Here is a 23,692-nt window from a genome sequence, read left to right as displayed (position 1 = left end):
GTCGACGTTGGAGTAGTCCATGACACCCCGCAACCCACGCCGCGCCCGGGCCGTGTTTCACGCAGCCTGGCTGGTGCCTTTGAACACCCTTGCCTACGCGGTACAGGCAGCTGAGTTTGACGCGGGCTTTCTGCGCAATAACGCCTCCGCTGGCGCCCTGGCCACACTGAATGCAAGCAGCGACATCGCCCCTGGCGAGTACGCCTTCGAGGTGTCGCTTAATGGCCAGGCTCTAGGGCAGCATAGCCTGACGTTGGAAACGGGCGAGCAGAACGAATGGCGCGTTTGCCTGCCCCTCTCGCTAATCGAGCAGGGCGGCGTTAATCTGGCCGCACTCACTGCCCCGCTTAGCGCAGGTGAGCCCTGCATAGACCTGGAACAGGTGCTGTCAGGCAGCCAGGTGAACATTGACGCCCGCCATTTCAAAGTGGCGGTCTCGGTTCCGCAGGCCGCGCTGCATCGGCGGCTGCATGGCACCACGGCGCCTTCCGATTGGGACGCTGGCATCACTGCCGGCTACCTCAACTACCAGGTCTCGGCTCGCCAGGGCAACAGCCGCCTGGGTGGCTCCAACAGCGGCAGCGACCTGTACCTTAATGCCGGCGTCAATGTAGGCGATTGGCGCCTGCGTAGCACTCAATCGCTGAGCGACAACCCTGGGCAGGGGCGGCAATGGCAGCGCTCCAATACCTATGCCCAACGCGACCTCCCCGCCCTACGGGCGAACCTCACGGTGGGCGAGCTGTTTACCCAGGGCGAAGTGTTCCGCAGCGTACCCGTACTGGGGGTACAGGTAGCGTCGGACATGGACATGCTGCCCGATGTGCTGCAAGCGTATTCCCCGGTGATCCGGGGTGTGGCGCAAAGCCGTGCCAAGGTGGAGGTACGCCGGGACGGTTACCTGCTGTACACCACCTATGTATCACCCGGCGCATTCGTGCTCGATGACCTGTCTGTGGGGGGTAGCGGCGAGTTAGAGGTAACGGTGACGGAAGACGACGGACAGGTAAAACGCTTCACGCAACCCTATTCCACCCTGGGGAACTTGCTGCGCGAAGGGGTATGGCGCTACAGCGCGGCAGCTGGCCAGTATGCCCCTGCTTACTCCGGTTCGGCCCGGCCCATACTGGCGCAGGCCAGCCTGGCGCGGGGCCTGCCCGATAACTGGACCGCGTACGGCGGGGCCATGGCCGCCAGCTTTTACCAGGCCGGGCAACTGGGCATATCGCGGGACTTCGGCGCCTGGGGCGCGCTGGCGCTGGATGCCACCACTGCTGTGAGCGACAGCGACGCCGGGCCTCATCGGGGCATGAGCTACGCCGCCCGCTATGGCAAAGCGTTCGCAACCGGCACGCAACTGCGCTTCGCCGGCTATCGTTACTCTACTGAAGGCTTTCGCGACTTCGACGAAGCGGTTTCCGAGCAAGGCAGCCGTTGGCTGCGCCACGGCTCAAGGCGCAGCCGGCTGGAGGGGGCGCTGTACCAAAACCTGGGCTTGCGTACTAGCCTCAGCCTCTCGCTGTCCCAGGAGGATTACTGGGGCTCTACCTACGAGCGCAAGCAGGTGCAGGCCAACCTGAGCACCGTGTGGTGGGGTGTCGGCGCCAATTTATACGCAAGCCAAGCGTTCGATGAGCGTAACCGTCAGTACCGCCAATGGGGTGTAAGCCTCAACGTGCCGCTGGGCAGTACGCGCTCCAGCGCAACTTTCAATGTGCAACGCAGTGGCGAGCGCCTGAGCCAAAGTGCTTCGCTGTCGGGCTACCACGACGACCTCAAACTGGGCTACCGGGCCAGCCTCGCGCAGGGCGATCAACAAAGCCGTACCGGGTCGTTCTCGGCGAACTGGCAGGGCCCGGCTGTGAACCTGGGTGCTGCGGTAAGCCGAAGCGATGACTTCAGCAGCCTGTCGGTCAATGCCAGCGGCTCGCTCGTGCTGCACGCTGGCGGCATGATCGCCGCGCCGCAGGTCAGCGATACCTTTGCCATCGTTGAAGTGCCCGGCATTCAGGGCATCGGCGTGCATAACAACAGTGGGCGCACTAACCGCGCGGGCTACACGATCGCCAACTCGTTGCGGCCGTACCGCTCCAACAGCGTAAGCCTGGACACCAGCAACCTGGGCCCAGACGTGCTGATCGACAACGGTACCCAACAGGTGATTCCGCGCCGTGGCGCGGTGGTCAAAACCACCTTCACCGGCCGCCAGGTCACACGCGTACTGCTCACTGCCCACTTGCCCAATGGCGACACGCTCGGCTTCGGCACCGAACTGTTGGACCGTGACGGCCAATGGGTGGCCACTATCGGGCAAGGCGGCCAGGCGCTGCTTGAGAGCACTGACCAACCGCAAACGCTGATGGCCCGCTGGGGCGACGGTGGTGAAAAGCGTTGCCTGCTGAACCTTGACCCCGCTAACGCTACCCAGCGGCAGGGGTATTACCTGCACACTACAGTGTGCACACCTTAAGCAGGCCTGCATTGTTCAGGCCCGCATCCGCTGTTATCGACAAGGCATTGGATATGAAATATTGCATCACAGCCATAGGCACCTTAATTGGAGCCTGCCTCGCTTCGTCCCCTAGTTATGGGCTGCCTCAAGGCTGCCGTTGGGACCCTAACTATCCAGGCCCGGCACAGGTGATCTTCAATATTCCCAACATTTTGCATGTTGCACAGGATGCCCCTGTAGGCACAATCATTGGAGGGCAGGAAATCGTTGAGGTCGGTATACCAAGGCCTTTCGCGGTGTTCGAATGCCAAAACAATGGCCGCGAGGGCCCTCTGGTAAACATCACCTATAACGCACTCAACGTTGCCCCTTTAGCCCGCTTCGACAGCGCTTTGCCCCGCATCGCCCTGCCTTTTCCGGAGCACAACGTCATTAGCACCAACATACCGGGCGTAGGCGCCAGCATCCGCCTGCAGAATGAGATTGATGGCACTACCGAGCTAGAGCCCTGGTTTATATTGCAGGGGCCCGAGGCACGGGTGCCGTTTACCTCGACCCGCAACCATGACCACCTGGCCAATGCGCGGGTAACTGGCCACAGGTACTATGTTTCCTTGATCAAGACCGGCGTTATTCCTGCGGGCCCACACACTTTCGACCCAGGGTACGAGATCATCCGTTCGGAAGTGACCAACCCCCTGCCCGGGGTGACGACGGTGCTCAACTTCAGGTTCTCGGGCAACTTGATCTCTTCCGGCTGCAATATCGGGACCGATCCGGTGACGCCCAACCCTGTTGATTTGGGCGAGTTCGATGTGAAGGATTTTGAGCAAGCTAGTGCGGGTAGCTCTCCTGTGCGGTTCGAGTTGAATTTGATCGACTGCCAGCCCCCCGCTCAAGGCACTGTACCGCGCGTGCACTTAACGCTCGACCCTGACAATGGCTCCAGCATCATCGATGCTGCCAATGGTGTTTTCAGCACCGGCAGCGGGACCACCGGCGGCGGCGTGGCCTTTCAGATTCTTAAGCAGGACGCTATTGCGCCGATGCCCCTGAACACCAATGTGCCTATTATGACTTTGCCTACAGGGAGCATGAAGATGCCGCTAAACGTACGCCTGGTCAAACATACCGGGCCGGTTGTGCCTGGCACACTTACCGGGGCGTTGAGGTTTTTGTTGACGTATGAGTGAGGGGGTGGGCCGTGCAAGCCAGCGGCCTATGTCGTGGCTGCTACTCAGAAGGCTTCGGCTAGGCACGTGAACACCGATAAAGTGCGTGGGGGTATCAAGAAGGAAGGTAGAGGACAGGTGGCGCCCCCATCAGCCGCACCCCGGCACACGATGTTCCCGCTGTGGCTGCTCCCTTCCGGGCCTGACCAGGTTAACGGGTAATCATTGCGAGGGGACCGATGGGGCCGCCATAACGCACGCTCGCCGGGTTGCCCGGTGAGCGGGGCCATTGTACAGGCTTATGAGACGGATACAACCTGCAGGAAAAAAAAAGCCGCCAGCTCAGCAGGTTACGGGCATCAATATGACCATGTATGTCTATAAGCATTTGTTGGATTAGCGCTTAGACGGGGTACCTATTAACTTTGCTAGGTTATGTGGTCAGGAAAAGACGTTTAAATTAGCCTCAAACTCCCCGTCCCGAGGCGCAAAATGAAATTCATATTACGTATATGCAGCGGTATGACCCTACTCTTCCCGGCGCTTTTTCCTCAGATAGCAAACAAGGCAACTCCGCTAATGCAGAAAAATCGTGGATTACCCGCTTACGCCTTTTCCTTGGTAATTTCTTTATGCTTTTTCATAGTCGGCTCCGCGACTGCAGCAGAATTAACAGGAAGGTTTATTACCGGGACCGAAGCCGAAAATAACTGTACGTTCGTCGCAACGGGCGAAGGGCAATCTATATACAGCAGAGATTGTGACAACAGCCAGGCACAAATAATGCTAGATAAGGTTCCTTCTACATCGAAAATTTTGATCAGCGCCCGTGACTGTAGCCAATCGTTAGATAATCAAGGGTGGTGGGTATTGCTAAAAGCGACCGCATTGCAGACCAGCACTGTACGATTAAGTACACAGGCTATTGTAAACAATGCTGTCGCCTGGAAGGCAGACCCAAGCAATAAGTTCGTAGCTCCCTTTCTTGAAATTGTAGGCGCGGACGTTAAAACTAATACAGGTAGAGCGGGATGCAGTGCGCTTTCTCTACCAACCAAATCTCAGGAGGCATCTAATAACCGCTGGCTCCTTGCTCTTGAACCAGCCAAGACGGCTACTAACGGTAGATACTCTAGCTTTGGAGGATGCTCCGACGGAGCAATGGCACGGATATACTCTATAAATCGCGAAGAATTCCAATTCCAGTGCCTACGATTTGAAGATGGGGCTGGAAACCAGTATCTACCAGCGGAGGAGAACGATAAAACTTTCTATGGACAAAATACAACGGCGAAATGCGATAAAGATATGGCGATTACTTATTTATCTCTTGAAGACGATAGTCGTTCTCCCGAGGACAGCTTCATAGTTTGCAAAAAATTCAAGAACCCTAAGAACGGTGTTTACCTTAAGCTCTCAGAGCACGCGTATGAACAGCGTGTCATTTCTCAGAGTAACCAGAACTTGATGTGTGAAAACCAGAATCAAATGGGACCCGACAATTTGGTATCAGCTCCCAATAGTGTTATGACAGGCATTAATCGTCGGAGTAAAGAAAAAAAGATTTTCTGCTCGACTTTCACGCATTAAATGGATAAAAAGTTATAAATCCTCCATACGTTGTATAGCAGCGATCCATTGACTTTCGTCATATATTTGTACCCTCAACTGCTGCGCCTTGGCCAGCTTGCTGCCCGCTCCAGGCCCCGCTACCACGGTGTGGGTCTTGGCGGACACGGAGCCGGCCACCTTGGCGCCCAGTGCCTCTAATCTTTCCTTGGCCTCGTCGCGGCTCATGCTTTCCAGGGTGCCGGTGAGCACCCAGGTTTGCCCGGCCAGGGGTAACCCTTCCACCACCTTTTTAACGCTGGCCCAGTGCATGCCAAACTCGCGCAGCTGGGCCTCCACTGCCACGGCCTCGGCGCAACGCTGTTCATCGTCGAAGTAATCACGCACGGCTTTGGCAGTGCGCTCGGCCACGGCTTGGCGCAGGTCCAGCCAATCGGCCTGCGCCAAGGCGTCCAGAGAACCGAACCGTTGCGCCAGCTTTTGTGCGGCGCCTGGCCCTACATAGGGGATGTCCAGCTTGGCCACCAGGCCTTCGAAGGTAGTTGCGGCCGCGAATTCAGGGTGAAGCTCGCCCTCCCCTTGCAGCTGAAGACCGCGCTCCAATAATTGGGCAATCACGGTGCGGTTGTGTTCTTCCTCGAAAAAGTGGCCGATCTCGTAAGCCACTTCGTTGCCGATGTCGGGGAGGTAGGTGAGCACCAACGGCTTGGCCACCATGATCCGCGCCAGGCTGCCCAGAGAGCGGGCCAGCACCTTGGCGGTTTCTTCGCCCACTTCGGGAATGCCCAACGCAAAGATAAAGCGCGCCAGGGCCGGGGTGCGGCTGGCCTCAATGGCGTTTATCAGGTTGCGGCTGGAAAGCTCGGCAAACCCTTCCAGGCCCAGCACCTGCTCTTGGGTAAGGGTGTACAGGTCTGCTGGGGAATGCACGAGGCCTTTATCCACCAGTTGCTCGACGATCTTGTCCCCAAGCCCGTCGATGTCCAAGGCACGCCGGGACACAAAGTGAATGATCGCTTGCTTGAGCTGAGCCTGGCAGGCCAGGCGCCCCACGCAGCGGTACACGGCGCCTTCGCTGACCACCTGGCGGCCCTTGCTACGCTTGATGAGCTGGGTGCGCTCTACTTCGGAGCCGCATACCGGGCAATGGGTGGGCACGGGCACTGGGCGTGCCTCGGAAGGGCGACGTTCAAGCACCACCTGCATCACTTGGGGAATCACATCGCCGGCGCGGCGGATGATTACGATGTCGCCAATCATCACGCCCAGGCGGGCCACTTCGTCCATGTTGTGCAAGGTGGCGTTGGCCACCGTTACGCCGGCCACCTTCACTGGCCTTAAACGCGCCACGGGGGTGACGGCGCCGGTGCGGCCTACCTGAAACTCAACATCCAGCAGCTCGGTAAGCTCTTCGGATGCAGGGAATTTATGCGCAATGGCCCAGCGCGGCTCCCTGGAGCGGAAGCCCAGCTCCCGCTGCGCGCCAATGCTGTTGACCTTGAACACCACGCCGTCGATTTCATAGGTGAGCGACTGGCGGCGGGCGCCGATGTCTCGGTAGTACTCAAAGCACTGCTGAGCGTTGGTGGCCACCTTCAGCTCACGGCTGATGGGCAGGCCCCACTGCTGAAGTTGTTTGAGGTTACCGATGTGGGTATCAGCGATGTCGTGGCTCACCTGCCCAATGCCATAGCAACAAAATTCCAGCGGGCGGCTGGCGGTGATGCGTGAATCCAATTGGCGCAGGCTGCCAGCGGCGGCATTGCGGGGGTTGGCGAAAGTTTTGCCGCCCGCCTCGGCCTGGGCAGCGTTCAGCCGCTCGAAGCCTGCTTTGTTCATAAATACTTCGCCTCGTACCTCCAGGGTGTCGGGCCAGCCGCTGCCTTTGAGCTTGAGCGGCACGTTGCGGATGGTGCGCACGTTCACGCTGATGTCTTCGCCCGTGGTCCCGTCCCCTCGAGTGGCCCCGCGCACCAATTGCCCCTGTTGGTACAGCAAGCTCACTGCCAGCCCGTCCAGCTTGGGCTCGCAGCTGTACTCCACCTGCTGGGTTTCAAGGCCCTCGCGCACGCGGCGGTCAAAGTCCAGCAGCTCCTGCTCTTCGAAGGCGTTGCCCAGGCTGAGCATGGGGATTTCATGGCGCACTTGGCTGAACTTGGCTTGGGCCGCGCCGCCTACCCGCTGAGTGGGCGAATCTGGCGTGACCAGGTGCGGGTTGGCGTCTTCCAGCGCTTTGAGTTCACGAAACACACGGTCGTATTCGGCATCGGGAATACTGGGTTCATCGAGCACGTAATAGCGGTAGTTGTGCTCGTCCAGTTCTTGGCGTAGTTCGAGAATGCGGGTTTCTGCGTTATTCATCAGGCGTAGGTCCGGCCGGGCGGTTTCAATCGCTTGTCAGTAGTCAAAAACAAAGAAGCCAGGCCGCGGGCTGAAGTGAGAGCTTCGCCTGCAAGCCTGGCTTTTAAACATAGCCTGCGTTAGCGCTTATGAGTAAGCGCGCGGCGCTCAAACTCCACAATACGCTGGCGGTAATGTTCGATGGTTTGCGCAGTCAGTACGCTGCGCTGGTCGTCCTTGAGTTCACCGTCCAACTCATGGGCGAGTTTGCGTGCCGCCGCTACCATCACTTCAAACGCAGGTTTGGGATGACGAGGGCCGGGCAGGCTCAGGAAGAAACACACCGCGCGGGTGGTGAAGTGGTCGATGTCGTCCAGGTCGAATACACCCGGCTTAACCGCATTGGCCATGGAGAACAGCACCTCGCCGTTACCTGCCATGCTTTCGTGGCGATGGAAGATATCCATGTCGCCAAAACGCAGGCCGCTTTCCAGGATGTTTTGAAGCAGCGCGGGGCCTTTGAAACCGTTGGGGTCGCGGGAGATCACGTTGATGACCAGCACTTCTTCCACGGGGGCCGCGCTGTCGCCAAAACTGGGGCCATCATCGAGGCGTTCGTCATCGCGGGCTTCACGGGCAGACAAACGCGGCTCATCATTGACTACCTCGGCCGGGCGTTGCGGCGCCTGACGCTTGCGCCGGCCCTCGCGGGAAGGCGCGGTCATCGACGGCAGGTCTGCTTCATCCAACTGCGGTTCCTGGTGGTCCAGTACCCGAGGCGGGCCTAGCACTTCGGTATTGCCCTCCTCCTCCGGGAGGTTGGAAAAACTGCGGTCCAGCCTGAATTTAAGCTTACCTTTGCCACCGCGCATACGGCGCCAGCCATCGAAGAGAATGCCGGCGATCACGATGATGCCGATGACGATCAGCCACTCGCGCAGACCGATTTCCATGTAGTCCTGTGCCTCAATAAAAAGTGAATATGAAATAGGGTTAAAAACCCTTTAAAACGTGGTGCCAAGCCTATGTTCTGGTTGGTGTTTTCCCACGTACACAAAAATATGAACAATAAACTATCACGACCAAAGGCAACTTTACACCGTCGCCTGCATGTGTTTTGCCTTAAAGCCTTGCATTGACTCAAGCATCCACCAACGCCAGCGCTTCTTCCACGTCCACGGCCACCAGCCTGGAACATCCCGGCTCATGCATGGTAACCCCCATTAACTGATCAGCCATTTCCATGGCGATCTTGTTGTGGGTGATGTAAATGAACTGCACCGTTTGGGACATTTCCTTCACGAGGCGTGCATAACGCCCTACGTTAGCATCGTCCAGGGGTGCATCCACTTCATCAAGCATGCAGAACGGCGCCGGGTTGAGCTGGAAGATGGAAAACACCAGGGCCAGGGCCGTGAGCGCTTTCTCACCCCCCGACAACAAATGGATGGTGCTGTTTTTCTTGCCCGGCGGCCGGGCCATGATCGTGACCCCAGTATCGAGTAAATCTTCGCCAGTCAGTTCCAAATACGCGCTACCGCCACCGAACACTTTCGGGAACAGCGCCTGCAGGCCGCCGTTGATTTGATCAAAGGTATCTTTAAAGCGGTTTCGGGTTTCCCGGTCGATCTTACCGATCACGCTTTCGAGGGTTGCCAGGGCCTCTACCAGGTCGGCGTCCTGCGCATCCAGGTAGCGCTTGCGCTCCGATTGCTGGCGGTACTCGTCGATGGCCGCCAGGTTGATGGCACCCAGGCGGTCGATACGTGCGCCCAGCCCTTGCAGTTGGTCTTCCGTTGCTGCTTCATTGGCGTCGGTGGCCAGGGTATTCAATACCCCCTGCACGTCGTAGCCGTCCTGATGCAGTTGCTCTTGTAAGGCTTTGCGGCGCTCATTCAGTGCCTGCCATTGCAGCCGGTGTTGCTCCATCTGGCCACGCAGCAATTGGGACTGCTGCTCGGCCTGGGTGCGGCGCTTTTCAGCCTCGCGTAATTCCCGGTCGGCGTCGTCCAATGCAGCACGCGCCGTGCGTAAGTCTTCGTCCGCGGCCAGGCGCTGCTCCAGCAAGCCCTCCAAGGTAAAGCGGTAATCGTCCAGCGGGGCCTCGCCCTCTTCCAGGCTGAGGGTCAGTTGCTCCTGCCGCTCAGCCAGCCGCGCCGATTGCAGCTCCAAGCGCTCCAGTGCTTGCCGGGTGGACGTGTGCTGGGCACGCAAGGCCCCCAAGCGCAGCGCCATTTGATGAGCGTTGTCGCGCTGCTGCCGAGCCGCCTGGCGCACCTGCTCCACCCCCTGGCGACGGTGCTCGCGGGCGGCCATCAAGGTTTCGCGCTGGTCGGTGTCTTCGGCCATGGCCTCCAGGGCGTCTTGCAACAGCAGGCGGCATTCGCCAATCGCCTCGGTTTCCATCGCTCGCTGCTCGGCCAGCTCGGCCATTTCTTCATCCAGTCGGCGACGGCGCAGGGCTAACTGCTCGGCCCGCGCCTGGCTGGCAGAACGTTGGGCCTTTAGCTCACCGAGCAGCCGGGCTTGCTCTTGCAAGCGACGGCGAAGGTGCTCGCGGGCCTCTTCGGCCTCGCGTTGGCGCTCGCGCGCCTCGGCCAGCGCAGCCTCTACCTGCGCTTGGGCGGCTTCGGCCGACTCGCGGGTAGCGTGCAAGTGCTCTAACTCTTGCGCCCTGGCTAACACCCCACCTTGGGTGCTGCCCCCACGGCTGACCCGCACGAAGTGGCGCCCTACCCAAAAGCCGTCTTGGGTCGCCAGGCTTTCGCCAGGTGCAAGCTGCGCCCGTGCCGCCAGTGCCTTCTCCAGCGATGCTGCCGGCCGTACCTGCCCAAGCCAGGCAGAGAGGTCTACTGGCCCGCTGACCTTATCTAGCAAGCTGCCTGTCAGGGCGGGCGTGGGTGCTGGATGCGCCAGGCGCAGGTCACCGCCGTCGAAGCCCCCAAGGCTGTGGGCGCTGATGTCGTCCAACAAGACCGCATGCAGGTCTGCACCTAGAACAGCCTCAACAGCCTGCTCCCAGCCTGCTTCTACCCGCAGCCCTTCCGCCAGGCGCGGCCGGTCGAGCCCTCCGTGCTCACTCAGCCACTCGCCTACCCCATCGGCAGGGTTTAGCGCCGCCTGCTGCAAGGCCTCCAGGGACGCCAGCCGACCACCCAAGCGCTGCAAGTCGCCCTGCCCTGCTTGTTGGGTATCGCTGAGCGTTTGCAGGGTGTCACGCACCTGCTCTAGCGATTGCGCGTGCTCCAGCTCTTGCGCCTGAAGGGTGTCGATCAACAACTCGTGCTCGGCCAGTTGCTCGTTGAGCTCCATCAGCGCGGCGTCTTCAGGGTGTGCGGCCAACCCGGCTGATTCTTCCCCTAGCCTGCGTTGGCGCTCGGCCAGCCGCTCCAGGGTAAGCTCCAATTGCTGCAGGCGTGCCTGCTGCACCTCAGCCTGCCGCCGAGGCTCGGCCGAGCGGGTATTGAAAGCATCCCATTGCTCTTGCCAGCCTTGCATCGCCGCCTCGGCCGCGTCCAGGGCCGCACCGCTGTCTTCGGCTGCCGCAGCCACCAAGGCATGCTCAGGCTCTAGCAGGGCCAGCTCTTCGTCCAGGGTGGCAAGCAGGGTGTGGTCGTGGCCCAGATGTGATTCGGTTTCCTGGCGCGCCCGTTCGGCCTCGCGCAAGTCGTCCTGCAACTGGCGCAGACGTTGCTGGCCGTGAGAAATGCTCTGCTCGATGCGGGCAATGTCGCCACCCACCGAATAAAACCGTGCCTGCACCTGGTTGAAGCGCTCTGACAGCTCATGGTGGCCGTCGCGCAGCCGTTCGATGCTGGCGTCCGCGCTGCGCTGATCGGCCACCAAGGCCTCGAAGTCGACTTCCTGTTCACCGATCAGGCTCTCGCGCTGGGCCACTTGTTCATCCAGGGCACGCCAGCGCAAGGCCGCCAACTGCGCTTTAGCCTGGCGCTCTTCGGCCTTGTACTGCTGGTATTTTTCGGCGGCCTGGGCTTGACGGTGCAAGCGCTCAAGCTGGCGCTCAAGCTCCTCGCGCAAGTCGGTGAGGCGTTCGAGGTTTTCCTGGGTACGGCGGATGCGGCTTTCGGTTTCGCGGCGGCGTTCCTTGTACTTGGAAATCCCCGCGGCTTCTTCGATGAAGTTGCGCAGCTCTTCGGGGCGGGCCTCAATCAGGCGCGAAATCATGCCCTGCTCGATGATCGAATAACTGCGCGCCCCCAGCCCGGTGCCTAGGAAAATATCGGTAATGTCCCGCCGACGGCATTTGGTGCCGTTGAGGAAATAGGTGTTCTGCCCGTCGCGGGTGACCTTGCGGCGGATGGAAATTTCCGCGTAGGCGGCATATTCCCCTATCAGCGTGGTTTCGCTGTTATCGAACACCAGTTCAATGCTGGCCTGGCTGACGGGCTTGCGGCTGGTGGAGCCGTTGAAGATCACGTCCGTCATGGACTCGCCGCGCAGGTTCTTGGCCGAGCTTTCACCCATGACCCAACGCACGGCGTCGATGATGTTGGACTTGCCACAGCCATTGGGGCCGACCACGGCGGCCATGTTGCTGGGGAAGTTGACCGTAGTGGGGTCTACGAACGACTTGAACCCCGCCAAGCGTATGCATTTAAGCCGCATGTTAGCGTGGGCCCAGGCAGGCCAGGTGGCGGGCGGCCTGCTCGGCGAAGCGGTCCGAGGCGTTGAGCATCATGGTGGGTCTGCGAGTCTGGTCTGTAGGCGAGGCGGCGATTGTATAGCAAATGGCGGCTGACTGAACCGGCCTGGCAGGGCCTCTGGCCCGCTAACCTGATTGGACGCCGCAGCCGCCAATTGCCCAATCGGGAATTTCCCTCTACAACGTAGGCTTTGGCTAGCCCCCCGCATGCGCCCCCCCTGACGGGTAGCGGCGCAACGTTCAGGTATCACAGAGCATTCCATGACACACACCCGTATAGCCTACCGCGCCAGCCTGCTGCACAGCGTGGGTGACCCCGCCGTCGTTGGCGACGATGCCTCCTACGACTACCTCAGTGATGGCCTGCTGGTGGTGGAACACGGCAAGATCGTGGCCAAGGGCAACGCCCAGGCGTTGCTGCCTACCCTGCCGGCAGACACGCCGGTGGAGCAGTTTGAGCACGCGCTCATTACACCGGGGTTTGTTGACACCCATATCCACCTGCCACAAACCGGCATGATCGGCGCCTATGGCGAACAACTGCTCGATTGGCTCAACACCTATACCTTCCCGTGCGAGCGCCAGTTCGAAAGCAAGGCCCACGCCGAGGACGTGGCCGAGCGCTTTCTGGCCGAGTTGCTGCGCAATGGCACTACCACTGCGCTGGTGTTCGGCAGCGTTCATCCGCAGTCGGTAGAGGCCCTGTTCGAGGCCGCGTTGCGCCTGAACCTGCGCCTGATCGCCGGCAAGGTAATGATGGACCGCAACGCTCCGGGCTACCTCACCGACACCGCTGAGAGCAGCTACGCCCAGAGCAAGGCGCTGATCGAGCGCTGGCATGGCCAAGGCCGGCTGCATTACGCCGTGACCCCGCGCTTTGCGCCCACCAGCACGCCCGAGCAACTGGCCTTGGCGGGGCGCCTGCTCACCGAATACGACGGCCTGTACCTGCAAACCCACCTGAGTGAAAACCAGCAGGAGATCGAGTGGGTCAAGGCGCTGTTTCCGGAGCACGACGGCTACCTGGCGGTGTACGACCACTATCAGTTGCTGGGCGAGCGCTCAGTGTTCGCTCATGGCGTACACCTGCACGAGCATGAGTGTGCACGGCTGGCAGACACCGGCTCGGCCGTGGCCTTCTGCCCTACCTCGAACCTGTTTCTCGGCAGCGGCCTGTTCAACCTGCCCATGGCAGAACGGCACGCGCTGAAGGTGGGCCTGGGCACCGATGTAGGCGCGGGCACCAGTTTTTCCATCCTGCAAACCCTTAATGAGGCCTACAAGGTGATGCAGCTGCAGGGCGCGCGGCTGAGCCCGTTCAAATCCTTGTACTTGGCCACCTTGGGCGGCGCGCGGGCGCTGGGGCTGGACGATCGCATCGGCAGCCTGAACGTTGGGAACGAGGCAGACTTTCTCGTGCTCGACCTCAAGGCCACACCCTTGCTGGACTACCGGCTGGCCCAGTGTAAAAGCATTGCCGAAACCTTGTTTGTGCTAATGACGCTGGGGGATGACCGGGTGGTGCGGCATACCTTTGCGATGGGGCAACGGGTGCACAGCCGCTAGCACCGTGGGCGGGGTTTCTAAATGACTACCCTCTACTTTTTCGCAACAGAGGCGGCACAATAGCCCGCATGATGACCGAGCCCTTTCATCCCGTGTGCTGCACACCGCTTGAGGCGCACTGCCCTTTGCCGCTTGCGGTGACGGGCGCTGCGTTTATCAGTTGTGGTTTCGAACCTTCCCTGCTGGCGTTCAGCGACTTCCAGGCCTGTGGTATCGATACGCCCCCCAGCATCGTGCGTTCGGTGCCCAAGCGTCAGGCGGAATTCCTGGCGGGCCGACTGTGCGCACGCGAAGCACTGGCGCGCCTTGGCCTCCCCGGCCAAAACATAGCCATCGGCAGCGACCGTGCTCCGCTATGGCCTGCTGGCATGGCTGGCGCCATTACTCATGGTGACGGCTGGGCCGCAGCCATTGCTGCCCCGACGCACCTGCAGCAAGGGCTGGGGCTGGACGTGGAAACCCTGCTGGCCCCTGAGCGTGCCCGGCGCCTGGCAAGGGAAATCCTCACGCCGCCTGAATTGGCGCGCTTGCCCGGCTCAGCGGAACAGGCCGCTTTAGCGGTGACCTTGACCTTCTCCATAAAAGAAAGCCTGTTCAAGGCGCTGTACCCACTGGTTAAGCAACGCTTTTACTTCGAGGCCGCAGAGCTTGTGGCATGGTCGCCTGACGGGCGGGCTCGGCTACGGTTGCTTGATAACCTAGGGTCGGATTGGCCTTCGGGCACGGAACTCGCAGGCCAGTTTTGCATCCTTGAGCAGCAGGTGCTGAGCCTGGTATCTATCCCAGCCCTACATGACGAATGGCGAAATCCCTAGGCTGTTTCCTACAACCCAGTGCTGGCGCGGCCCCCAGCCAAGCGAGGGGTTTTACCCCACATTTTGCCCACACCTTATCCACATTTCTTGATGTTGCAATGGCCTGCCAACCGCATTATCGTGTAGCCCGTTGGCGCCATACCCACTACATGTAGTGGTCTACCGCTCCGCTCGAACACAAGTTCCATACGCAATTCAAGCCCTTTTCATAGCCCGTTTTTTTTCAGCGAAACCCGTTGCCCGAGACGTCAGCGTGCGTGTCGGCCAGTTAAATCTGCTATGCCAAGGAGGGTGTTTCGCACCTCCTTTTTTATTTGAAGCCGCTGCACACCGGCCCAAGCCGGCTGCTGGCCTTTATGGTCAGTCGCTTTGGCCAGTGGTTGGTCAGCGCATGGAACGGCACTCACTTGCCGGGCCTATATTTCACATTGAGACCGTGGAGAACCTATGCATACCGACACCACTCGCGAGAACCCGCAAGGCCAGGCGCCTCAGGGCGTGGGCTCCGCTCAGGAGCTGAGTGCCACCGCGCCCGGCCAATTGCGCGTGATCAAGCGCAACGGTACTGTCGTTCCCTATACCGACGACAAGATCACCGTGGCCATCACCAAGGCGTTTCTCGCAGTGGAAGGCGGCAGCGCTGCCGCGTCGTCGCGCATCCACGACACCGTTGCACGGCTGACCGAACAGGTCTCCGCCACCTTCCGTCGGCGCATGCCCTCGGGCGGCACCATTCATATCGAAGAGATCCAGGACCAGGTAGAGCTGGCCCTGATGCGTGCCGGCGAGCAGAAGGTCGCGCGTGACTACGTGATCTACCGCGACCAGCGCGCGAAGGACCGTGCCAGCCGCGGCAACGCCGGTCAGCCTGCACAGCCCCACCCCAGCATCCGCGTGACCCGCGCCGACGGCACCCTTGAGCCCCTGGACATGGGCCGCCTGAACACCATCATTTCTGAAGCCTGCGAAGGCTTGCTGGAAGTGGACGGCGAGTTGATCCAGCGCGAAACCCTGAAAAACCTGTACGACGGCGTGGCCCTCAAGGACGTAAACACCGCCCTGGTGATGACCGCCCGTACCCTGGTCGAGCGTGAACCGAACTACTCGTTCGTTACCGCCCGCCTGCTGATGGACACCCTGCGCGCCGAAGGCTTGAGCTTCCTGGAAGTGGCCGAGAGCGCCACTCACCACCAAATGGCTGAGCTGTATGCCAAGGCGTTGCCCGCCTACGTGGCCAAGGGTGTGCAGTTCGAGCTGCTGAACCCGGAGCTGGCCAAGTTCGACCTGGTAAAGCTGGGCGCGGCCATCGATCACGAGCGCGACCAGCAGTTCACCTACCTGGGCCTGCAAACCCTCTACGACCGCTACTTCATCCACAAGGATGGCGTGCGCTTCGAGCTGCCCCAGGTGTTCTTCATGCGCGTGGCCATGGGCCTGGCCATCGAAGAAAGCAACCGCGACGAACGCGCCATCGAGTTCTATCGCTTGCTGTCGTCCTTCGACTACATGGCGTCCACCCCTACCCTGTTCAACGCCGGCACCCTGCGCCCGCAGTTGAGCTCGTGCTACCTGACCACCGTGCCGGATGACCTCTCGGGCATTTATGGCGCCATCCACGATAACGCCATGCTGTCCAAATTCGCTGGCGGCCTGGGTAACGACTGGACGCCTGTACGTGCCTTGGGCTCCTACATCAAGGGCACCAACGGCAAGTCGCAGGGCGTGGTTCCGTTCCTCAAGGTGGTGAACGATACCGCCGTGGCCGTCAACCAGGGTGGCAAGCGCAAGGGCGCCGTGTGCGCGTACCTGGAAACCTGGCACCTGGACATCGAAGAGTTCCTGGAGCTGCGCAAGAACACCGGTGACGACCGCCGCCGTACCCATGACATGAACACGGCCAACTGGATTCCCGACCTGTTCATGAAGCGCGTGTTCGAAGACGGCAAGTGGACCCTGTTCTCCCCGTCCGAAACCCCAGACTTGCACGACCTCACCGGCAAGGCCTTCGAGGAGCGTTACGAGTACTACGAAGCCCTGATCGAGTACGGCAAGATCAAGGTCTACAAAACCCTGCAAGCCAAGGACCTGTGGCGCAAGATGCTCTCGATGCTGTTCGAGACCGGCCACCCGTGGTTGACCTTCAAAGACCCCTGCAACCTGCGCAGCCCGCAGCAGCATGTGGGTGTGGTGCACAGCTCCAACCTGTGCACCGAGATCACTTTGAACACCAACAAGGATGAAATCGCAGTCTGCAACCTGGGCTCGATCAACCTGCCGAACCACATCGTCGACGGCAAGCTGGATACCGCCAAGCTGCAACGCACTGTGAACACCGCTGTGCGTATGCTCGACAACGTGATCGACATCAACTACTACTCGGTACCCCAGGCGCGCAACTCCAACATCAAGCACCGCCCCGTAGGCCTTGGCATCATGGGCTTCCAGGACGCGCTCTACCTGCAACACATCGCCTATGGCTCTGATGCGGCAGTGGAATTTGCCGACAAATCCATGGAAGCGGTGAGCTACTTCGCCATCCAGGCCTCCTGTGACTTGGCGGACGAGCGTGGTGCCTACCAGACGTTCGAAGGCTCACTGTGGTCCAAAGGCGTGTTGCCACTGGACTCTCAGCAGATCCTGATCGAGCAGCGTGGCGCCAAGTACATCGACGTGAACCTGGACGAAACCCTGGACTGGGCCCCGATCCGCGAACGCGTTAAAAAGGGCATCCGCAACTCCAACATCATGGCCATCGCGCCGACTGCAACCATCGCCAACATCACGGGCGTGTCGCAGTCCATCGAGCCCACCTACCAAAACCTGTACGTGAAGTCGAACCTCTCCGGCGAGTTCACGGTAATCAACCCGTACCTGGTGCGTGACCTCAAGGCCCACGGCCTGTGGGACTCGGTCATGATCAACGACCTGAAGTACTACGACGGTTCGGTGCAGCAGATCGAGCGCATTCCACAGGCGATCAAAGACCTGTATGCCACTGCGTTCGAAGTGGACACCAAGTGGATCGTGGACGCGGCCAGCCGCCGCCAGAAGTGGATCGACCAGGCACAGTCGTTGAACCTGTACATCGCGGGCGCCTCGGGCAAGAAGCTGGACGTCACCTACCGCATGGCTTGGTTCCGCGGCCTGAAAACCACGTACTACCTCCGTGCCCTGGCCGCGACCAGCACCGAGAAGTCCACCGTGACCACTGGCAAGCTGAATGCAGTCAGCAATGGCGGCGACAGCGCCCTGCAGGCTGCGCCCGCAGGCCCGGCCCCCGTGCCCAAGGCCTGCGCCATTGACGAGCCGGATTGCGAGGCGTGCCAGTAACGTCTATCGAGTGATCACCAGGGCGCCTTCGGGCGCCTTGGTTTGCCAGCGGGTAGACGAATGGAAAGCACCTGCTTTGTGGACATTCGAGGCCGTTAGGTACCTGTTGCCTGCGCCTTTAAGCCACACCAGCCACTGCCACTTCACGCCGACTGACGGCCCTACACAACACTGCCCTTAGGGCGCAGCGTAGTGCCATACCCTACTAATGTGGCCGCCATGGCGGCCCGAAGGAGCGACCCCCTATGCTGAGCTGGGACGAATTCGATAAAGAAGACGCCGCTGAACCTGCACGCGGCGCCAATGCTGGCCACGCTAGCGAAGCTGCCATGGACAAGCTCGACAGCGCCGGTGCTGGCGCTGCCCAGGAAGCCCGCGCCGTAATGGCCACCGACTCGGCCGCTATCGCCAAGGCCAAGGCGGCGCTGGATAAGCTCGACGTCGCCGAAGGGCTGGCTGAACTCGAAGGCTCCGCTGCCCGCGTTGCGGTCGATGAGAAGCGTATGATCAACTGCCGCGCCGACCTCAACCAGCTGGTGCCCTTCAAGTACGACTGGGCGTGGCAGAAGTACCTGGACGGTTGCGCTAACCATTGGATGCCGCAAGAGGTCAACATGACCGCCGATATCGCGTTGTGGAAAAGCCCCGAGGGCTTGACCGACGACGAGCGCCGCATCGTCATGCGTAACCTGGGTTTCTTCTCCACCGCTGACTCGCTGGTAGCGAATAACCTGGCGCTGGCGGTGTACCGCCTGATTACCAACCCCGAGTGCCGCCAGTACATCCTGCGCCAGGCGTTCGAGGAAGCGATCCACACTCACGCTTACCAGTACTGCATCGAGTCGCTGGGCATGGATGAAGGCGAGATCTTCAACATGTACCACGAGATCCCATCGGTCGCTAAAAAAGCCGCCTGGGGCCTGAAGTACACCCGCGCTATTTCCGACCCGGAATTCAACACCGGCACTCCGGAGACAGACAAAGAGCTGCTGCGCAACCTGATCGCCTACTACTGCGTGCTGGAAGGCATCTTCTTCTACTGTGGCTTCACTCAGATCCTGTCCATGGGCCGCCGCAACAAGATGACCGGCGTGGCCGAGCAGTTCCAGTACATCCTGCGCGACGAATCCATGCACCTGAACTTCGGTATCGACGTGATCAACCAGATCAAGATCGAAAACCCGCACCTGTGGGATGCCGACCTCAAGGAAGAAGCCACTCAGATGATTCTCCAGGGCACCCAACTGGAAATCGAATACGCACGCGACACCATGCCTCGCGGCGTGCTGGGCATGAACGCGGCCATGATGGAGGACTACCTCAAGTTCATCGCCAACCGTCGCCTGTCTCAGATCGGCCTGAAAGAAGAGTACCCAGGCACCACCAACCCCTTCCCCTGGATGAGCGAGATCATGGACTTGAAGAAAGAGAAAAACTTCTTCGAAACCCGCGTGATCGAGTACCAGACCGGTGGTGCGTTGAGCTGGGATTGAGGCTACCTGGCCCCAGCAGACCGCCTGAGTGCTTACGCATTGAGGTAGATCAAAAGGCCGCTTATGCGGCCTTTTGCAGGTACTGTTCCAAGTGCGGGGCCTATAGAAGGCGAGCTTAAGTGCTCAATACCCTCAGGGCCCTCACCAGTGCATCCATATCCTCTACGGTGGTGTTTAAGCTGGGCGTCACCCGGATGCAGGGGCCGCAGGCAGACCCAGTGCGCATCACGGTAAAAATGCCGAAGTCATTTAACAAACGCGCTGCCATGACCGTCTGGTCTGGCTGATGCGTAAACCGTAATGCACTGATACCGCAATATAACCGAGGGTCGTCCGGCGTGAGCACATCCACGTTCGCCAGCGTGCGCGCTTGCGGTACCCACAGGTCTCGCAGGTAGCGTAGCCGTGCGCCCGTCACCGCCCAGCCACCCATGGCGACGTGCTCTGCGAATACACTGGGGAGCGCCATCAGCGCAGGTACGTTAGGTGTGCCGTATGGCGACAGGCCGCGAATATCACCAGTGGGATAGGCCGTGCTACCCATGTCGGCGTCAAAATGGTTCAAACGGTCGCGACGCACATGAATCACCCCCAGACTCAACGGCGCGCCTATCCATTTCTGCAGGTTGAACCCGGCCATGTCTACCCCCAGGTCCCCAAGATCAACCTCTAGTTGACCGAGTGAATGGGCACCGTCGAACACCACATCAATCCCTCGGGCTTTGGCGGCGTGCGCAATGGCTTTAGCCGGCATCACCAGCCCGGTGCGATGGGTCACGTGGGTGAGTGCCATCAACTTTAGCCTGGGGTACTTAGCAAAAGCGTGCGTGTAGGTCGCAATCAAACCGTCGTAGGTAGGGGGGTGAGTATGACTTACGTGGATGACTTCCACGCCACGTGCCTTGTTCAACCAGCGAAAAGCACTCTGTACCGCTGGATAATCCAGGTCGCTGATTAATACCTGAGCCCGGTTGCAAGCGGTTGTAATTGCGAATAAGCGAGAACAACGCCTCTGAGGCACTGCGGGCAAACGCAATTTCATTGGCAGGCAACCCCATGAGGCTGGCGAGTTGTTCGCGGATCTCCAGGCTCTGACAAGGCTCGAACTGCTCACGTACATAGCGGGCATTGCCATGGTTTACCCAGTCGATCGCCTGCTTGTAGGCGGCAACCGTCGCCTCACTCATACGCCCGAAGTAACCACCGTCCAGGTTGATGACCCCCGGCTCTCGTGGGTAACGCCCGGCAATGTCATTCCAGAAAACAGTGTCGCTGGCCAAGTCGGCCGGGGTGAGAGCAATAGCGACCATAAAAACGCCTGGCTAGTCATGAGCCCCTGAGCATAGCCCACCCCATGCAGTTACTCTGTTCGATGAGCGCTACGACGAAAGTGCGTTCAATCCGCTGCGCCTACCCCGGCGCGGCGCGCACAGTACAAGCCGGCGTCACCTACAGCCTCTGAAGTGCTCAGTTGCAGAGCGCCCCTTGGCAAAAAAGTATCAGTTAGACGCCATCGGCGTGCTGGTCAGCCTTGGGGCGCGTGGGTATGCTCATCGCGCTCGGCTTTACTCTTCATACAATAAGGACTAATTGCATGCCCCTGCCCCGTGTCGTGGTGTTCGGCGAAGCACTTACCGATGTCGTACAAACTACGCCTGGCCACTGGCGCGGTTATCCAGGGGGCGCGCCCTGGAACGTGGCCCGCACGCTTAGCAACCTGGGCATCGCCACTGCCTTCGGCGGGGCTATCAGCCAGGATTCGCTCGGGGACGTGATCGCTGAGCAGTCTGAGGCTGCCGGCCTGGACATGCGATTTCTACAACGGGTAGACGCTGCGCCCTTGGTGGCCATCGTGCCCTCCAGTACGCCCCCTACGTACTTCTTCGCCGGAGAAGCCGACCTACACTTCGATGTTAAGCAGTTGCCTGAAGGCTGGCTCAATGAGGTAGATGCCTGCCACTTCAGTTGCATCAGCCTGGCACGCGAACCATTGGCCAGCACCTTGGTGGGCCTGGCCAAGCAGGTCAAGGCGGCAGGCAAACGCCTCAGTTACGACCCCAATTGGCGCAACCTGATGACCGCGCAGTACCGGGAGCACACGTTTCCTACGCTTGCCCGGCTGGCAGACACCCTCAAGCTGTCGGACGAGGACCTCAAGCACCTGTACCCCGGTCAGGATGAGCAACAGGCGTTGAACGCACTGCGCCAACTCAACCCTCATGCGCATATCCTGTTTACCCGGGGTGAGCGCGGCCTGGTACTGTTTACCCCTGAGGCAACGTTTGAGCAAGCCGCCCTTCGGGTGGATGTCGTGGACACCGTAGGCGCAGGCGATGCGAGCATGGCCGGTTGGCTGGGCTCGGCCTTTCTGGGCATTACCGATCTGCAACAGCGGCTGCGGTACGCGGCGGCCTGTGCGTCAGTCTCGTGCAGCCACCCTGGCGCCTACTCACCCCAGCAGGGCGAGGTAGAGGCCTTGATCGCCAGCGCCCACGCCTGACCTGCCGCTACCCATGAATGCTATGGCTGATCGCCTCGGCAGGCATTGGTAATTCGTCAATTGCGTGTATCACCAAGGCCCGCAAGGCGGCCTCGGGGTCCAGTATTTGAGGAGCCGCGATCAAACACTGGGACACGTCCAGGGGCCGCTTGGCCCCTTGAGTACGCTCTTCCACGATGCGGGTATACAGCTCGAGGTCATAATCCAGGCTCATGGCGTATTCGGACATACGCGCATGGTCCACCGACCCGTGCAGGTTCCAGTGAAATGGGTGGAACAAAAACTTGCTGTGCTTGCAGGCCGTGCGCCGCTCCCCCGCCAGGAAAATGATATTACCCATGGACTCCACCGTACCCAAATTGTGGGTATGCACAGGGACCGGCAGGGTAACCAGAAAGTTATAGAGGGAGAACCCGTAACTGCATTCGCCCCCCATGGTGGCGATCTTTATCACGATCCTGGAGGCGCCCTTCTGAACCGCCTGTGAGCATTTTTCGATGAGTTCGCCAGTGGAGGTGGAATTGATCGACGCGGTGAAATGCACAATATGCGTGGTCATGGATAACTGCTCTCCATGGAGTAAGGGTGGGGCGTGTGTTGGGTAGTGTAGCAGTGGCGTGAACGCCCTGACGGCTGAGCGGCACCACGCTACCTAAGGGTATCGCGCACCGCGCCCCGATCCTAAGATAAGGGGGTTCCTACCATTACAAGGACATCATCATGAGCCAACGCGAGATCATCGTGCCAGACAGCATGAAGCTGCTGTACGAACGGGCCGGTTATGCCCCGGCAATTAAGGTGGGCCGTACGCTCTACTGCGCAGGCCAGGTGGGCCGTACGCCAAGCCTTGAAGTAATCGAAGACCCTGAGCAGCAATTTTACGCAGCCTGGGAAAACCTTCGCCTCGTGCTGGCGGCAGGCGGTTGCGGGTTCGACGACGTGGTAGACCTGACGACCTATCACGTGGGCCTGAAGCAGTACCTGCCGCTGTTCAGGCGCGTAAAAGACGAGGTGTTCCCGCAGCGCACCTGCGCCTGGACGTGCCTTGGCATAAGTGAATTGGCCAAGCCTGGTTTACTCGTAGAAATAAAATGCGTTGCGGTACAACGATAGCCCGTACCCTGCCCCTATTACCCGCGTTCAATCATGGAGTTGCGTAATGCCCTTCTTCCGCTCGCGTGCCCGGCCCTTGTGCTTAGTGGCCTTGTGCGCGTTCATGCCCCTTGCTCAGGCAGCTCATCCCGCAAAGCACGCTACTGCCAAACCTACGGCCAACAAAGGCGTCACCCTTACCATGCTGGGAGGCAAGCTGCGCGTGAATTTGCCAGCCGGCTATAAAAGCGAACCCTTGCCACCGGGCCAGGCCAGTACTGATAGCGCCGGCGCCCACGGCACCCTGTACATGAACGATGCCCAGAAGCGGATCGTGATCACGACCGAACTACCGCTCAAAGGGACACCCGGCGCGCCGGCCCCCGGTGACGAGGCGTTCCTCGCGGGCGCCAGTACAGGCTTCATTAATAAGCAGGCGCAGGCACTGCCCGATTTTCACAAGGGCGCGGAGAAACGCATCAGGTTGAGTGGGCTGGCCGCGCAGCAGATAGACGCGACAGCGCGCATCGGTGGCGGCAAAACCTTGAACACCTACTTCATCGCCGGTTCCGGCCAGACGTTGGCGGTGATTCAGGTGATTTCGAGGGAGACTGATCATGGTGGTCATGAGGCAGTGGTTAAGCGGATTGCCTTAGGGGGGCGTTGAGTTAAGCCCCTACCTCACATACCCAGCCCTAAA

14 protein-coding genes, 1 other RNA gene and 1 pseudogene are annotated in these 23,692 nt (G+C 60.2%); 10 read left to right on the top strand and 6 right to left on the bottom strand.

Annotated elements, in window-relative coordinates:
• Window positions 1-19: 19 nt before the first annotated feature.
• The gene (locus AC4LE2_RS06380) at window positions 20-2,470 is read left to right on the top strand and encodes a fimbria/pilus outer membrane usher protein (protein WP_491824941.1); all 2,451 of its coding nucleotides are present in this window, start codon (window positions 20-22) and stop codon (window positions 2,468-2,470) included.
• A 53-nt stretch (window positions 2,471-2,523) separates the two neighbouring features.
• Entirely contained in the window at window positions 2,524-3,645 is a 1,122-nt protein-coding gene (locus tag AC4LE2_RS06375; protein WP_491824939.1) for a fimbrial protein, read from the top strand.
• A 124-nt stretch (window positions 3,646-3,769) separates the two neighbouring features.
• On the opposite strand, the gene ffs is transcribed toward AC4LE2_RS06375, so the two are convergent.
• Window positions 3,770-3,866: signal recognition particle sRNA small type (gene ffs / locus AC4LE2_RS06370), an RNA gene on the bottom strand.
• Window positions 3,867-4,146: 280 nt separating this feature from the next.
• On the opposite strand from ffs, the gene AC4LE2_RS06365 reads away from it, so the two are divergent.
• The gene (locus tag AC4LE2_RS06365) at window positions 4,147-5,214 is read left to right on the top strand and encodes a hypothetical protein (RefSeq protein WP_491824937.1); all 1,068 of its coding nucleotides are present in this window, start codon (window positions 4,147-4,149) and stop codon (window positions 5,212-5,214) included.
• A gap of 12 nt (window positions 5,215-5,226) precedes the next feature.
• Here AC4LE2_RS06365 and ligA read toward each other — a convergent pair whose 3' ends face one another.
• From ligA to smc, 3 genes are all read right to left on the bottom strand, one after another.
• Complete coding sequence (gene ligA / locus AC4LE2_RS06360; RefSeq protein ID WP_491824936.1) at window positions 5,227-7,554, bottom strand: NAD-dependent DNA ligase LigA; 2,328 nt, start codon at window positions 7,552-7,554, stop codon at window positions 5,227-5,229.
• Window positions 7,555-7,673: 119 nt separating this feature from the next.
• Window positions 7,674-8,486, bottom strand: coding sequence for a cell division protein ZipA (gene zipA, locus AC4LE2_RS06355; protein WP_491824934.1), 813 nt, complete (start codon window positions 8,484-8,486; stop codon window positions 7,674-7,676).
• Between the two features lie 187 nt (window positions 8,487-8,673).
• A complete protein-coding gene (gene smc / locus AC4LE2_RS06350) occupies window positions 8,674-12,159 on the bottom strand; it encodes a chromosome segregation protein SMC (protein WP_491824932.1) in 3,486 nt (1,161 codons plus the stop codon).
• A gap of 298 nt (window positions 12,160-12,457) precedes the next feature.
• On the opposite strand from smc, the gene guaD reads away from it, so the two are divergent.
• From guaD to AC4LE2_RS06330, 4 genes are all read left to right on the top strand, one after another.
• On the top strand, window positions 12,458-13,762 hold the full coding sequence (guaD, locus tag AC4LE2_RS06345) for a guanine deaminase (protein WP_491824930.1): 1,305 nt from the start codon (window positions 12,458-12,460) through the stop codon (window positions 13,760-13,762).
• A gap of 68 nt (window positions 13,763-13,830) precedes the next feature.
• Entirely contained in the window at window positions 13,831-14,577 is a 747-nt protein-coding gene (locus AC4LE2_RS06340; protein WP_491824928.1) for a 4'-phosphopantetheinyl transferase family protein, read from the top strand.
• 447 nt (window positions 14,578-15,024) lie between these two features.
• Complete coding sequence (locus AC4LE2_RS06335; RefSeq protein WP_491824926.1) at window positions 15,025-17,907, top strand: ribonucleoside-diphosphate reductase subunit alpha; 2,883 nt, start codon at window positions 15,025-15,027, stop codon at window positions 17,905-17,907.
• Window positions 17,908-18,152: 245 nt separating this feature from the next.
• Window positions 18,153-19,400 (top strand): ribonucleotide-diphosphate reductase subunit beta, encoded by a 1,248-nt coding sequence (locus AC4LE2_RS06330; protein ID WP_491824924.1) that lies wholly within the window; start codon window positions 18,153-18,155, stop codon window positions 19,398-19,400.
• A gap of 115 nt (window positions 19,401-19,515) precedes the next feature.
• Here the strand turns inward: AC4LE2_RS06330 and AC4LE2_RS06325 are convergent.
• Window positions 19,516-20,710, bottom strand: a pseudogene (locus AC4LE2_RS06325) (aminotransferase class V-fold PLP-dependent enzyme).
• A 284-nt stretch (window positions 20,711-20,994) separates the two neighbouring features.
• On the opposite strand from AC4LE2_RS06325, the gene AC4LE2_RS06320 reads away from it, so the two are divergent.
• Window positions 20,995-21,900 (top strand): carbohydrate kinase family protein, encoded by a 906-nt coding sequence (locus AC4LE2_RS06320; RefSeq protein WP_491824922.1) that lies wholly within the window; start codon window positions 20,995-20,997, stop codon window positions 21,898-21,900.
• A 7-nt stretch (window positions 21,901-21,907) separates the two neighbouring features.
• Here the strand turns inward: AC4LE2_RS06320 and AC4LE2_RS06315 are convergent, their stop codons facing one another.
• Window positions 21,908-22,459 carry an ATP-dependent Clp protease proteolytic subunit gene (locus tag AC4LE2_RS06315; RefSeq protein WP_491824920.1) on the bottom strand — a complete coding sequence of 184 codons (552 nt, stop codon included), beginning with the start codon at window positions 22,457-22,459 and terminating at the stop codon, window positions 21,908-21,910.
• 161 nt (window positions 22,460-22,620) lie between these two features.
• Here AC4LE2_RS06315 and AC4LE2_RS06310 point away from each other — a divergent pair, with 161 nt between their 5' ends.
• Both AC4LE2_RS06310 and AC4LE2_RS06305 read left to right on the top strand, forming a co-directional pair.
• Window positions 22,621-23,013, top strand: coding sequence for a RidA family protein (locus AC4LE2_RS06310; protein ID WP_491824918.1), 393 nt, complete (start codon window positions 22,621-22,623; stop codon window positions 23,011-23,013).
• A 46-nt stretch (window positions 23,014-23,059) separates the two neighbouring features.
• A complete protein-coding gene (locus tag AC4LE2_RS06305) occupies window positions 23,060-23,659 on the top strand; it encodes a hypothetical protein (protein ID WP_491824916.1) in 600 nt (199 codons plus the stop codon).
• The last annotated feature ends 33 nt before the right edge of the window (window positions 23,660-23,692 follow it).

The organism is Pseudomonas sp. 9.3L (genome assembly GCF_058536285.1).
Note: the sequence above shows the minus strand (reverse complement) of the source record. Positions and strands in the feature narration are given on the sequence as shown.